Origin of the sequence: Calidithermus chliarophilus DSM 9957 (genome assembly GCF_000430045.1) — a bacterium.
Classification (GTDB): Bacteria; Deinococcota; Deinococci; order Deinococcales; family Thermaceae; genus Calidithermus; species Calidithermus chliarophilus.
Window position 1 is genome coordinate 1,208,182 of record NZ_KE387023.1, and the last position, 13,298, is coordinate 1,221,479.

The window sequence follows — 13,298 nt, forward strand, 5'->3', positions numbered from 1 at the left end:
AACAGCGGCGATCTGTACGAGTCGAGCATCGAGCTGGTGTCGGGCGAGATCGCCGAAGACCTGGCCCACTACCTCTGGCAGTCCGAGCAGATCCCTTCGGCGCTGCTGCTGGGGGTGCGCGTGCACGGGGGAGGGGAGGTGCAGGTGGCGGGGGGCGTGGTGATCCAGGTCATGCCCGGCTGCCCCGACGCCGTGATCAGCAGGCTCGAGGCCAACCTGGCCGGGCGCCTCAGCATCACCGACCTGCTGCTCTCGGAAGGCCTCGAGGGCACGGTCCAGACGCTGCTCGAGGGCCTCGCCTACGACCCCACCGACCTCTCGGTCGTGGGCTTCCACGAAGGCCACATCCCCGTGCGCTTCGGCTGCCGCTGCACCCGCGAGCGGGCCACGGCCTCGCTGGTCTACTTCAGCTCCCAGGAGCGCGAGGACATGATCGCCGAGGACGGCGGGGCCGAGGTGGTGTGCCACTGGTGCGGCCGTAAGTACCAGATCACGCCCGAGGAGATCCGCTCCCTCCCCCTGAGCGAGGAGGAAGCGCGGAACATTCCGAAGGCGTAGGTGGGGTGGAAGGTGTCGATGGTCGATAGCCGGTAGCCGGACGCGGGTCGTACGTCGTACGTCTTACGTCGTACGCAAAACGCCAAACGCAAAACGCAAGACGCCCCTTCTCCACCCCCCTTAACAAGGGGGGCCGGGGGGGATAAACCCTCCCCGCTGGCGGGGAGGGCCGGGGTGGGGTGAGCTACGAGCCTCCCGCTCACCGCTGAGGGCTGACGGCTGCCCGCTACTCATCCCTCGTCGCTGGGGAAGGGCTTGACGCTGCTCCAGGTGAAGGCTTGGCCGTTCCAGGTGCCGTTGAGTTCGTACCAGCCGGGTTTGAGGCCGGGGGCGGTGATGAGGTTGGGGGGGACGGCCAGGAAGCGGGTGCCGTCGTGGTAGGCCACGACGCGCACCGTGTTGGCCGAGGTGGTCAGGGTGCGCTGGAACAGGACGCGCTCGGCGCTGTCCTGGAGCCAGACTTCAACGCGCTGGGCGCCCCCGAGGCTCAGCGCGGCGGCCGGGCCCTGGTAGTAGGCCCAGACCTTGGGGGAGACGATTTTGACCTGGGCGGCCTTGAAGTCCTTCTCGTTCCAGTTGCCCTCGGCCTCGAGCCACATCCCCGGAGCGGCCAGCTTGAGCCAGGGCGAGTCGCTGAGCACCCGTGTTCCCCCGCAGTAGATCGCGGCCCCGTCGTTGAGGGTCACGCGGGCGTAGTAGTTGCGGCGGGGTTCGGAGTTGTTGGGGTTGTTGGAGTTGCCGGGCGAGGACTTGTCGCCCTTGTCCTTGTCGTTCCCCTTGTCTTTATCTTTGTCCTTATCCTTGTCCTTATCCTTATCCTTGTCCTTGTCTTTATCGTTGCCGTTGCCTTTGTCCTTGTCTTTCCCATTGGCCCAGCCCAGCGAGCCCAGGCTCAGGCCCAGGGCCGCCAGCAGCCGCAGCAACTCACGCCGGGACATGGTTCACCTCGTTCTGGGGGGTAGCGGCGGGGAGGATGAGGGTGGCCTCGAGCCCAGGCTTGAGGTTGCGGAACTCCAGCCGGCCCGACAACGCACGGGCCACGTGCTGCACCAGGGCCAGGCCCAGGCCCAGCCCCTGCTTGCGGCGGTCGAGCCGGTAGAAGGGCTTGCCCAGCTCGGCCAGGGCCTCTTCGGGGACGCCCGGCCCCCAGTCGCGCACCACCAGCCGCACCTGGCCCGGCCCGCCCTCCAGCCGGACCTCGACCTCGCCGTCGCTGAACTTGCAGGCGTTGTCGAGCAGGTTCTGGACGGCCTGGCACAGCGGCTCGGCCGGGCCGTAGGTCCACAGTTCGCGCTCGAGGCACAGCTTCAGCCGAGGCTGCTGGGCCTCGGGCAGCGCGGCGGCGCACGAGCGCACCAGCGGCTCCAGGGACAGCGGGGTGGGGCTGGGCTCGGGGGAGCGCGAGAGGGTGAGCAGGCCGCTGAGGATGCCCTCCATGCGGGTGAGGCTGGCCTTGAGGTAGGGCATCGCCTGGCGGGGGTCGGCGAGGCCGTGCTCGAGCCCCTCGATCTGGGCCCGCAGGGTCGCCAGCGGCGTGCGCAGCTCGTGGGAGGCGTAGCGGGTGAAGCTCTGCTCGCGCTCGAGGAAGCCCCGCACCGCCTCGGTCATGCGGTTGAAGCTGCGGGCCAGCTCGGCGAGCTCGTCGTTGCCGGGGGGGATGGGCACCGCCTCGGGGAAGCGCTGCTGGGCCAGCTCGTGGGTGGCCTGGTTGAGCTGGCGCAGGGGGCGCATGAGGTAGCCCAGCAGCAGCGCCGCCAGGCCCAGGGCCAGGAACAGCGCGACGGGCAGTGAGATCAGAAGGGTCTGGGTGTAGGCCGTGAAGGCGTTCTGCCGCTCGCGGGTGTCGAGGGCGGCCTCGAGCACGTACCCCTCACCCAGGGGCAGGCGGTAGCGCAGCCAGGCGGGGTCGTTCTCGGGGAAGCGGCCGCCGGTCTCGAACACCGGGGCCTCCCCCTCGCGGCGCAGGCGCAGGCGGCCCTGGCCGAACTCGGGCAGCTCGGCCACGCGGGCCACGTCGAGCCGCGGGGTCGGCCCCAGCGTCACCGCCTCGGCCACCGTGCGGGCGAAGCGCTCGAGGTCGCGCTCGAGGTTCCCGCGCACGGCCTGCCGGAATTGCCAGTAACCCAGCAGGCCCTCCACCGCCACCGCCAGCACGGCGAGGGTGGTCAGGCTGAGCACGAGCCGGCTACGCAACCCCATCTAGACCCCCAGCCGGTAGCCCCCCGGAACCGTCACGATGGCCTCGGGGGCCAGCTTCTCCCGCAGGCGGTGCACGTAGACCCGCAGGATGCGGTGCCCCGACTCGCTCTCGGGGAAGAAGCGCTCGAGCAACTCCTCGACGGCGAAGGTCTTCTCGGGGTGCAGGGCGAGCAGCTCGAGCAGGGCGAACTCCTTCTCCGACAGCTCGCAGATCTGCTGCTGCCAGAAGACCCGCCGCCCGCTCTGGTCCACGCGCAGGGGCCCCCGGGCGATGTAGGCCTGCTTGCTGTGCGCGCTGCGGCGCAGCAGGGCCCGCACCCGCGCCAGCAGCTCGGTGAGCGAGAAGGGCTTGACCAGGTAGTCGTCGCCCCCCAGGTCGAGGCCGTGCACCCGGTCCTCGATGGTGTCGCGGGCGGTGAGGAAGAGGATGCTGCCCTTGTAGCCGCCCTGCCGCAGCCCCTGGGCCAGCTCGAAGCCCGCGTCCTCGCCCTCGGGGAGCATCACGTCGAGGATGAGGAGGTCGGGCTCGGCGTCGGCCAGGGCGGCGTAGGCGGCCTCCACGCTGCTCACCCAGCTCGTGGCGTAGCGCTCCCGCCGGAGTAGGGCGAGGAGGGGCTGGGCCAGCCCCTCTTCGTCTTCGACCAGCAGGATGCGCATGCTGACTTAAGTTTAATGGAAACCGGTTGCCCGACCGTTCACTTTAGCTCGATCTCGTGGGCGAGCAGGGTGCTCTCGCCGGTGGCCTCGCCCTTGACCTCGACCGTCTGGCCGTCGCGGTTGGTGCCCCAGAACTCCTCGGGGCTCATGCGGTCTTCGTCCTCGTCGCCCCGGCCTTCTTCCCCGCCGTCCTGGCGGTCGTCCTCGTAGCGGGTCTGGTCGTTGACGCTCACCGTCACGCCGTTGACCGTGAAGGTGCGGCTCGCGGCGTCGAAGCCGGTGATGGGGCCCTCGAGCTCGGCCTCGCCCTCGCCCCGCTCGCCCTTGCCCTGCACCTTGACCTGCTGGGCCTTCACGGTGCCCCCCTCGAGCGTGCCCCGCACGTGGACCCGGGCCCCCTCCCTGAGCTCGCCGCGCAGCTCGGCCTGGCTGTAGTCGACGGTCAGGCCCTCGATGCTGAAGGTCTTGGCGGCGGTGTCGAGGCCGGCGACGATGCCCTCGAGCTCGATGCGGGTGCGGCCCTTGCCTTCCCCACGCTCCTCCTCGACGCGCACCTGGCTCGCCACGACGGTGGTGCCCGACTTCTGGCCCTTGACCCGCACGTAGGCCCCTTCGCTCAGGGTGCCCTTGAGCTGGGCGCCGGAGTAGTCCACCGTGTAGGTCCGCAGGCCGTAGGTGAAGGTCTTGGCGGCGGTGTCGAGGTCGCGCAGCGCCACGCGCAGCTCGACCTTGCCGGGGTTCTCCGGGCCTTCGCGCTCGATGCGGGTCGCCACGACCGAGTCGTCGGCCTGGGCCAGCCCCGCGACCTTGAGGTAGTCGCCCGCGCTCAGGTCGTCGAGGGTGAGGGGGGTCTCGCTGCCGTCGGCCTCCTCCTCGACGATGCGGGTCTCGGGCGTCACCAGGGCCTTGAGCCCCACGACGCTCACGAAGCCCTCGGCGGTGTTGACCTCGTCGGCCGGGCCCTTGACGCGGTAGCGCAGCTCGACGGCGTGCAGCTCGAGCCGCCCCCCGCGCTCGACGCCCTGGGCGCTGATCTCGCTGCCGTCGCGCACGCTCGAGGCCGGGACGCTCAGCCCGTCCTCGCTGACGCGCGCCTGGCTGAGGTCGAGGACTTTGCCGCCCATCGTGACGAGGCCGCCGCTCCGCTGAACGACGCCCTCGAGGGTGGTGCCAGGGGCCTGGCTGCCCGGGTTGGTGCAGGCAGCTAGCAACAGACCTAGCCCCGCGATCCACAACGACTTGCGCATGACAACCTCCACCGACGAGCCTAGAACCTCGGGATAAACGCGAAATTAACGAATTTCCAGCCTATACACCCTCATAAGTTACGTCTGTAACGCTAAAGATGAAGACTCGTTAATGAAATGGGCGATCCACACAAGCTTTAACGGGCACGGACATCCCAGTGAGCTATTTGAATAGCCGCCTTGCTTCTTAAGTAGCTGAAGATCGATCATGTGCCATGACCCTCGAGATCCGCCCCATCGACCTGCGCCAGGCCAGCGAGGCCGAGTACCTCGCCCTGCACGAGTTCCAGAACCGCATGCGCGCCGAGGCCCAGCCCGACGACCCGCCCATCCCCTTCGAGGAGCGCATAGCGACCCTGCGCAATCTGCCCCCGGTGGTGAAGGTGTGGGTGTGGACCCTGTGGGAGGGGGGTGAGGTGGTGGCCGGGTCCAGCGTCAGCTACCTCGACCTGCCCGAGAACCGCCACCTGCTCGAGGCCGACGTCGGGGTGCTGCCCAGCCACCGCCGCCGCGGCCTGGCCCGCCGCCTGATGGCCCCCGCGGCCGAGCTGGCCGGGCAGACCGGCCGCACCCTGCTGATGGGCAACACCACCGCCCGGGTGCCCGCCGGGGAGGCCTTCATGGAACGCCTGGGCGCCGAGCGGGGCCTGGAGAGCCACACCAACCAACTGCTGCTGGCCGAGGTGGACCGCGAGCTGCTGGGACGCTGGCTGCGCGAGGCCCCCACCGCCGACTTCGAGCTGCACTTCTGGGAGGGCCCCTACGCCGAGGCCGACCTGCACGAGGTGGTCCGGGTGTTGCAGGTGGTGATGAGCGACCAGCCCAAGGACCGGCTCGAGATGGAGGACGTCAAAGTGACCCCGGAGATGCTGCGCCAGGTCGAGCAGATGCAACTGGCCGCAGGCGGGCAGCGCTGGACCTACTTCGTGCGGGAGAAGGCCACCGGGCGCTTCGCGGGCTACACCGAGGTGACCTGGAACCCCCACCGCCCCGACCTCCTGCAGCAGCAGGGCACCGGGGTCTTCCCCGAGTTCCGCGGCCGGGGCCTGGGCCGCTGGCTCAAGGCGGCCATGATCCACAAGGTGCTCGCCGAGCGCCCTGAGGTAAGCAAGATCCGCACCGGCAACGCCGACTCCAACGCGCCCATGCTCAAGATCAACCACGGGCTGGGCTTCAAGCCCTACCTCTCCCGCGCCACCTGGCAGGTGGGGCTCGACAAGGTGCTGGCCTACCTGAACGGCTGAAGCAGCTCAGCCGGCGGCGGCCTCGAGCTCGGGCGCCGCCACCTGCTCGAGCGCCTCCCACAGCACCTGGGGCGTGGCCCCCGCGCGGTTGGCCCGCTCCGACAGCAGGCGCCGCCACAGCTTGCCCCGCCGCTGGTTCTTGAAGAGGTTGAGCAGGTGGCGCGCCACCGCCCACAGCGGCACGCCCTGCTCCACCTGGGCCTCGGTGTAGCGGATCATGGCCCGCGCGACCTCCAGCCGGGCGGGCCGGTGCTCTAAGCCGTAGAAGCGGGCGTCGGCGTGCTCGAGCACGAAGGGGTCGTCGTAGACCGCCCGCCCCAGCATCACCCCGTCCACGTGCGCCAGGTGCGCCGCCGCCTCGTCGAGGGTGCGCACCCCGCCGTTGAGCACGAAGCGCAGGTGGGGGAAGTCCTGCTTGAGCCGGTACACCCACCCGTAGCGCAGCTCGGGGATCTCGCGGTTCTCCTTGGGCGAGAGCCCCTTGAGCCAGGCCTTGCGGGCGTGCACGATGAAGACCTCCACCCCCACCCCCGCCAGCTTCTCGACCCAGCGCGTGAGGTAGCCGTAGTCCTCGAGCTCGTCCACGCCCAGCCGGTGCTTGGCCGTCACCGGCACCCTCACCGCCTCGCGCATGGCCGCCAGGCACTCGGCCACCAGGTCGGGCTCCTTCATCAGGCAAGCCCCGAACCCCCCGCCCTGCACCCGCTCCGAGGGGCACCCCAGGTTGAGGTTGACCTCGTCGTAGCCCCACTCCTCCCCGACGCGCGCCGCCTGGGCCAGCAGGGCCGGGTCACAGCCGCCGAGTTGCAGGGCCACGGGGTGCTCGAGGGGGTCGAAGCCCAGCAGCCGGGGCCGGTTCCCGTGCAGAACGGCCCTATCCGTCACCATCTCGGTGTACAGCAACACCCCCCGGCTGACCTGGCGCACCAGGTAGCGGAAGTGCCGGTCGGTCCAGTCCATCATGGGCGCGACCGAAAGCAGGTGGGGGTTGGGGCTCGGGTTCATCGGCAAGACTCCAACCTCATCAGGATAGCAGGGGAGAGGGGGGGTGAATGAGACCCGGGGTGGTCCAGAGTCGATAGCCGAACGCCGTAGGGGCGCGAGGCCTCGCGCCCCTACGGGACTAATCATCCTCTGCGCGCCGGTAGGGAAAGGGGTGAACTCGAGGCTCGCCCTACGGAAGGCAGGACTCATACCGGATTCAAAAAGATAATCATCCGATCCGAAGAGCCCCGGAGGCTATCTTTTCGGATCCTAGAGCACACCCCTCCCTGACGGTCGGCGAAGAAAGCGTATCCCTTCGGTCGGGTTAGTTCGCCGCCATCCGGCGCCGAACTAACCGAATCTGGTATCACCCTTGGGGGCGCGGGGCTCCGCCATGGCTTCGACCAGATTGCCGCCGGCCCGCTTGGCCGCATACATGGCCTGGTCGGCGCGGTTGACCAGGTAGTCGGGGGTGTCGCCCGGCCGGGCCACCACCACTCCCAGGCTGGCGCTGAGGGGCTCGAGGCCCTCCAGGAGGGGTTGCTTGAGCTCCTCGCGCAGCCGCTCGGCCAACTGGGTGGCCTCCTCGAGGCCCGACTCCGGCAGCAGCACCAAGAACTCCTCGCCGCCCCAGCGGCCCATGCGGTCCGACTGGCGGATGCTGCGCTGGATGCGCTGGGCCACCTGCTGCAACACCCGGTCGCCGGTCTCGTGGCCGTAGCGGTCGTTGACGTGCTTGAAGCGGTCGAGGTCGAGGAGGATGAGGGCCAGGGAGCGCTTGTAGCGCTGGCCGCGCTCGAGCTCGCGGCCGATCTCGCTGAGCAGGTAGCGGCGGTTGGGGACGCCGGTGAGCGCGTCGGTGTGGGCGAGGCGGTAGTAGGTCTCGGCCTGCAGGCGCAGGCGGGTCACCTGCTCCCCGAAGCCGATCACCAGGCGGCTGAGCAGCAAGTAGGCGACCTGCGAAAGGTAGAACTGGGCCAGGGCGTTGAGCTGGGACAGGCCCGGCCGCCAGCCCTCCCACCACAGCGGCAGAAGGGTGAGCAGGCCGGTGAGGAGCTGGAGGCCCAGGATCGCAACCGAAAGCTGCAAGGCGTGGCGATAACCCCCGACCATGTAGGTCCACAAGTAGAGCGCCCCCGTCCACAGCGCGGGCAGCCCGATGGGGTCGCCCCACAGCGCCAGCGCGCTGAGGTTGAGGTGGGTGTTGAGCACGAAGAACAGCGTGCTCCCGCCCAGCACCGCGTACTCGAAGGCCGGGGTTATGCGCCGTTGCCACAGCAGCACCGCGTAGCAGGCGAACAGCCAGGCCGTGGTGAAGGGCAGGTTGTAGCGGTCGAGCGGGCCCAGTTCGGGGGTGGGCCGCTCGACCAGCGCGCCGATGAGGGCCGCCAGCATCACCAACGGCAGCCCCGACCGGTACACCCGGTTCTTCAGCACCTCGAGTGCGGGATCGCGGGTTGGGGATAAGCCTGACCCGGGGGGCATGGGCTAATTCTCCATCTCCGACGTTAAACTAGCGTTACGCTGAACGCCTCGAACTGCCTCGCCTAACTGGGTTTACAGGGGGGCATTATGACAAACCCGGCGGGTCCTCCACAATCCCTCGGGTGGGGGGGGTAGGTTCCCGCGGGTTTTCTTCAATCCAGAGCACTCTTCACGATGATCGAGCCTCTCACCAACTTGATTTTTGCGTGCTGTACGGAACAGTTGCCTCCCACGAAAACGAGAATGCGTCCGGGCCCGGACGCATGTTTTCGCGGGTCTGGGGGCAACGCCGGTGAAGAGTGCGATATGATACCAGATTCGGTCAGTTCGTTCCCGAATGGGGACGAACTGACCCGACCGAAGGGATACGCTTTCTTCGCCGGCCGTCAGGGAGGGGTGTGCTCTAGGATCCGAAAAGATAGCCTCTGAAGGTCTTTGGTTTGGGTGATTATCTTTTTGAATCCGGTATGAGCTATCGGCTCACGCGCGTTGCGACCAAAGGGGGGAAACTGTCCCGCTCCTGACGCTATTTCCGGCTTCGCTGGTCGGCTAAAACCCTGGGAAGAGCGCTTCAGGAGGAGCGCGCCAGCGCCTCTTCAGGGGCCAGGCGGCGGGGTTCGCGGAACTCGATCTCCTCCCACTCGCCCTCCTCGATGACCTCGAGCGCGGGGTTTTGGGCCCTGAAGTAGGCCACCACCTCCTGCACCAGGTCGTCGGGGGTGGAGGCGGCGGAGGTGATGCCCACGCTGCGCACGCCCTCGAGCCACTCCGGCCGGATCTCCTGCGCGGTGTTGATGCGCTCGGCGCGGGGGGTGAGGCTCTGGGCGAGCTCCAGGAGCCGCATCCCGTTGGAGCTCTTGAGGCTGGTGAGCACTAAGAACAAGTCCACGTGCGGGGCGATCTTCTTGACCGCGTCCTGCCGGTTCTTGGTGGCGTAGCACAGGTCGTCGCGCGGGGGCACGACCAGCTTGGGGAAGCGGGCCTTGAGGATCTCGACGGTGGCGAGGGTGTCGTCGACGGAGAGGGTGGTCTGGGTGAGCACCACCACCCGCTCGGGGTCGGGGACCTCGACGGTGCGGGGGTCGGCCATCTTGGGGTCGCGGCCCACGTGGGTGTGGACGGAGACCAGGATGGTGTTCTCGGGGGCCTCGCCGCGGGTGCCCTTGATCTCCTGGTGCTCGCTCGAGTCGCCGATGAGCAGGATCCAGTAGCCCTCCTTGGCGTACTTCTTGGCCTCGGAGTGGACCTTGGTCACCAGCGGGCAGGTCGCGTCGATCTGGTGAAGGCCCTGCCGGGCGGCGTCGGTGCGCAGCCAGGGGGGGATGCCGTGGGCGCTGAAGACCACCGTGTCGGCCAGGCGGGCCCCGGCCCGCTCCCGCTCCTCGCGCAGGGCCTCGACCTCGGCCAGGTCCTCGACGAAGTGCACGTTGTGCTCTTGCTCGAGGCGCTGCACCACCACGTCGTTGTGGACGATGGCGTGGTAGACCACCAGTTCACCCTGCTCCCGCAGCTCGCGCGCGGCTTTCTCCACGGCCTCGATGGCCATGACCACCCCGGCGCAGAAGCCGCGGGGCTTGGCGAGATAGACCTTCTCGATCACGCCCCCCATTCTAGGGGCTGGCCCCGGGACGTTCGTGGCAGGGGCAGCTATTAGGCCGCCGGTAGCGGATGGGGGCGCCAGGCGCGGGAGCCCAGGGCGGCTCGGGGGCGCTCCCGCGAGCCGGGGCTTCAGGACTCGGGGCCCAGCGGCACCCGGAAGGCGAAGCCGCCACTGCTGGAGGGGCTGGGCATGCCGATGTAGTAGCCCTGGGCCAGGTCGCAGCCCGCCGACTGCAGCCAGGCGAGCTGGCGCGGGGTCTCCACCCCCTCGGCCAGCACCTCCAGCCCCAGGCCGTGGCCCAGCGCGATCACGCTGTGCAGGATGGCCTCGTCGCGGGCGTTGCCGATGCCCGCGACGAACTGCTTGTCGAGCTTGAGCATGTCCACGGGCAGGTGCTTGAGGTAGGCCAGCGAGGAGTAGCCCATGCCGAAGTCGTCGAGGGCGATGCGCGCGCCGAGGTTACGCAGGGCCTGGAGGTTGTGGATGGCTTTCTCGCGCTCGAGCATCAGCGCGGTCTCGGTGATCTCCAGCCACAGCCGCCCCCGGCCCAGCGGGTGCTGCTGCAGGAGGTGCGCGGCCAGCTCGACGAAGTGGGGGTCGTGGAAGTTGCGCGCGGAGAGGTTGAGCGAGAACTCCAGCCCGTGGCTGTGGGCCTCGCGCAGGGCCTGCTCGAGCACGAAGAGGTCGAGCTCCTGGATGATGCCCGTCTCCTCGGCCAGGGGCACGAACTCGCTGGGGGGGATCATCCCGCGCTCGGGGTCCTGCCAGCGCACCAGCGCCTCCATGCGCCGCAGGGTCTGGGTGCGCAGGTCGAGCACCGGCTGGTAGTGCAGCAGCAACTCGCCCTGCCCCAGCGCCCGCCGCAGGCCCTGCAGGGTGGACAGGCGCTGGCGGGTGTAGCGGTTCTGGGCGGGGTTGTAGAAGCGGAAGCCGCCGCCTTCGGCCTTGGCCTGGTACATGGCGATGTCGGCCGCGCGGGTGAGGGCGTCGAGGGTCTCGCCGTCGCGCGGGTAGACCGCCAGCCCGATGCTCGCCCCCACGTGCACCGTCTCGCCGCCCACCACGAAGGGCTGCTTGAGGGCCTCGAGCAGCCGGCTCGCCACCTGCGCCGCGCCGCGGGAGTCGGTGTCGCACAGCAGCAGCGCGAACTCGTCGCCGCCCAGGCGGGCCTGGGTGTCGGCCTCGCGGCTGAGGTTGCGGATGCGGTCGGCCACCAGGCGCAACAGTTCGTCGCCCACCTTGTGGCCCAGGGTGTCGTTGATCTCCTTGAAGCGGTCGAGGTCGAGGTAGGCCAGGGTGACGGCCTGCTGGCTGCGGCGGGCGCGGGCGAGGGCCTGCTCGGCGCGCTCTTGCAGCAGGAAGCGGTTGGGCAGCGCGGTGAGGGGGTCGTAGTAGGCCAGCCGCTCGACCTGGGCCTGGTAGGCCTTGCGCTCGCTGATGTCCTGCAGGCTGCCCTCGAAGTACAGCGGCTTGCCCTGCTCGTCGCAGACGAGGTGGGCCACCTCCTGCACCCAAAGCCGCCGCCCGTCGCGCCGCACCAGCTCGGTCTCGGTGATGTGAACCCCGCCGTGGAGGTACTGCTCGATCAGGGCGGGGCGGGTCTGGGGGGCACAGTAGAAGCTGCCGGCGTTGTACTGGCGTAGCTCCTCGAGGCTGTCGAAGCCCAGCATCTGCACCAGGGCCGGGTTGCCGTCGAGGAAGTAGCCGTCGAGGCTGGTGCGGTAGAGCCCGATGGGCATGCCCTCGAAGAGGCTGCGGTAGCGGGTCTCGCTCTCGCGCATGGCGGTCTCGGCCAGGCGCCGCTCGCTAATGTTGCGGGCTACCGCCAGCACCCCCACCGCCTGGCCCTGCTCGTCGCGCAGGAAGCTGATCTGGATCTCGCTCCACACCGGCTGGCCGTTCTTGTGGGTGAGGGTGAGCTCGAGCACGTACGAGGCCCAGGGGTCGGCCGGGCCGTGGGTCTGGCCGAGCTGCTGCCGCAGCACCTCGCTCACCCGCGCGGCGTTGTGGGGCGAGAGCACGTCGTGCAGGTTGCGCCCTTGCAGCTCGGCGGCCTCGTAGCCGTTGAGCCGGTAGACCGAGGGGCTGACGTAGCTGAAGTTGAGCTCGAGGTCGAGGATGAAGATGGCGTCGGTGACGTTCTCGGCCAGGAGGCGGTAGCGCTGCTCGCTCTGGCGCAGGGCCTGCTCGGTCTGCTTGCGCGCGGTGATGTCGCGCACGATGGCGATGAGGGTGGTCTGGCCGAGCCGGGGGTCTTCGACGGGGCTGGCGCTGACCTCGACGGTCAGGGGGGTGCCGTCGAAGCGCCGGTACTGCTGCTCGGCGAAGGGCACGCGCTGCTTGTGGGCGGTGACCTGGCGGATGCGGCCGGCGACCTGCGGGCGGAACTCGGGGGTCGCGAACTCCACCACGGGCTGCCCGACCACCGCCGCCGCGTCGGGGGCGCCGAGCAGCTCGAGGTAGCGGGGGTTGGCGTAGAGGATGATGCCCTCGGCGCTGACCTGGATGATGCCGTCGGGGGAGGTCTCGACCAGCGCGCGGAAGCGGCACTCGCTCTCGCGCAACGACTGGAACAGCCGGGCGCGCTCGAGCACCAGCCCCAGCGGGGCCGCCACGCTCTGCAGGCGCTCGAGGTCGGCGGGGGTGAAGACCTCGGTGCGGCTTTCGACGTTGAGCACGCCGCCCACCTCCCCGCCGATGCACACGGGGATGGCGATGGACGAAACCACCCCGCCCGCCACGTCCAGGAAGTCGGGGTCGGCGGAGGCGTCGCGGACGAGCTGGGCCTCCCCGCTGCGGGCCGTCCGCCCGATGACCCCCATGTCCAGCGTCATGCGCTCCAGGCAGGCGCTGTGCCCCACCTGGTGCTGCAGCACCAGCGCCTGGCCCTCGAGCAGGTACAGCGAGGTCATGGCCCCGCCCAGCGACTCCGAGACGGCCTCCACCACCTTGCGGAAGACCGGCTCGGGCTCGAGGTCGGTGGCCAGGGCCCGCAGCACCGAGGAGAGCAGCGTCAGCTCGGCCACCCGCCGCTGGCTCGCCGCCTGCAACTCGGCGTAGCGCTCCTCGCTCTGGCGCAGGGCCTGCTCGAGCCGGGACCGCTGGAGGGCCTCGGCCAGCGCGTGGGCGACCCAGCGCAGGGGCACGGTCTCTTCCTCGCCCCAACCCGACGCCCGGCCCCCGCACAGCAGCACGAAGCCCCACAACCACCCCTCGAGCCCGACCGGCAGGCCCAGCCTGCAGCCGGAGTCCGGGCCCTGGCGCAGGACCTGGCCCTGGCGCAGGGGCTCGAGCCAGGGGTGGCCGGGCTCGAGCCGCCGGGGC

General features: G+C 69.8%; 10 protein-coding genes. 2 read left to right on the forward strand and 8 right to left on the reverse strand.

Annotated elements, in window-relative coordinates; all coding sequences use genetic code 11:
- A partial coding sequence (locus MEICH_RS0105790) for an Hsp33 family molecular chaperone HslO (protein WP_027891830.1) occupies window positions 1-558 on the forward strand: 558 nt, incomplete at its 5' end.
- A gap of 230 nt (window positions 559-788) precedes the next feature.
- Here the strand turns inward: MEICH_RS0105790 and MEICH_RS29730 are convergent.
- The 4 genes from MEICH_RS29730 to MEICH_RS23810 are packed head-to-tail and all read right to left on the reverse strand — an operon-like array spanning window position 789 to window position 4,661.
- Entirely contained in the window at window positions 789-1,496 is a 708-nt protein-coding gene (locus MEICH_RS29730) for a hypothetical protein (RefSeq protein WP_176564509.1), read from the reverse strand.
- Window positions 1,483-2,757, reverse strand: a complete 1,275-nt coding sequence (locus tag MEICH_RS0105800) for a sensor histidine kinase (RefSeq protein ID WP_084542196.1) — start codon at window positions 2,755-2,757, stop codon at window positions 1,483-1,485. The genes MEICH_RS29730 and MEICH_RS0105800 overlap by 14 nt, the downstream gene beginning before the upstream one ends.
- A complete protein-coding gene (locus tag MEICH_RS0105805) occupies window positions 2,758-3,414 on the reverse strand; it encodes a response regulator transcription factor (protein WP_027891832.1) in 657 nt (218 codons plus the stop codon).
- A 38-nt stretch (window positions 3,415-3,452) separates the two neighbouring features.
- Complete coding sequence (locus tag MEICH_RS23810) at window positions 3,453-4,661, reverse strand: DUF5666 domain-containing protein (RefSeq protein ID WP_036218369.1); 1,209 nt, start codon at window positions 4,659-4,661, stop codon at window positions 3,453-3,455.
- Between the two features lie 215 nt (window positions 4,662-4,876).
- On the opposite strand from MEICH_RS23810, the gene MEICH_RS23815 reads away from it, so the two are divergent.
- Entirely contained in the window at window positions 4,877-5,905 is a 1,029-nt protein-coding gene (locus MEICH_RS23815; RefSeq protein ID WP_051303948.1) for a GNAT family N-acetyltransferase, read from the forward strand.
- 6 nt (window positions 5,906-5,911) lie between these two features.
- Here the strand turns inward: MEICH_RS23815 and dusA are convergent, their stop codons facing one another.
- From dusA to MEICH_RS26955, 4 genes are all read right to left on the reverse strand, one after another.
- Window positions 5,912-6,910, reverse strand: coding sequence for a tRNA dihydrouridine(20/20a) synthase DusA (gene dusA / locus MEICH_RS0105820; protein ID WP_027891833.1), 999 nt, complete (start codon window positions 6,908-6,910; stop codon window positions 5,912-5,914).
- 330 nt (window positions 6,911-7,240) lie between these two features.
- Window positions 7,241-8,374, reverse strand: a complete 1,134-nt coding sequence (locus MEICH_RS23820; RefSeq protein WP_084542197.1) for a GGDEF domain-containing protein — start codon at window positions 8,372-8,374, stop codon at window positions 7,241-7,243.
- Between the two features lie 571 nt (window positions 8,375-8,945).
- Window positions 8,946-9,983, reverse strand: a complete 1,038-nt coding sequence (gene ispH / locus MEICH_RS0105830) for a 4-hydroxy-3-methylbut-2-enyl diphosphate reductase (protein WP_027891834.1) — start codon at window positions 9,981-9,983, stop codon at window positions 8,946-8,948.
- 119 nt (window positions 9,984-10,102) lie between these two features.
- Window positions 10,103-13,298: EAL domain-containing protein (locus tag MEICH_RS26955; RefSeq protein WP_051303950.1), on the reverse strand; the 3,196-nt coding region annotated here is incomplete at its 5' end.

Coding starts and splice junctions, on each gene's coding strand:
- MEICH_RS29730 (WP_176564509.1), bottom strand. CDS start 1,496: ATGTCCCGGCGTGAGTTGCTGCGGCTGCTGGCGGCCCTGGGCCTGAGC.
- MEICH_RS0105800 (WP_084542196.1), bottom strand. CDS start 2,757: ATGGGGTTGCGTAGCCGGCTCGTGCTCAGCCTGACCACCCTCGCCGTG.
- MEICH_RS0105805 (WP_027891832.1), bottom strand. CDS start 3,414: ATGCGCATCCTGCTGGTCGAAGACGAAGAGGGGCTGGCCCAGCCCCTC.
- MEICH_RS23810 (WP_036218369.1), bottom strand. CDS start 4,661: ATGCGCAAGTCGTTGTGGATCGCGGGGCTAGGTCTGTTGCTAGCTGCC.
- MEICH_RS23815 (WP_051303948.1), top strand. CDS start 4,877: ATGACCCTCGAGATCCGCCCCATCGACCTGCGCCAGGCCAGCGAGGCC.
- dusA (WP_027891833.1), bottom strand. CDS start 6,910: ATGAACCCGAGCCCCAACCCCCACCTGCTTTCGGTCGCGCCCATGATG.
- MEICH_RS23820 (WP_084542197.1), bottom strand. CDS start 8,374: ATGCCCCCCGGGTCAGGCTTATCCCCAACCCGCGATCCCGCACTCGAG.
- ispH (WP_027891834.1), bottom strand. CDS start 9,983: ATGGGGGGCGTGATCGAGAAGGTCTATCTCGCCAAGCCCCGCGGCTTC.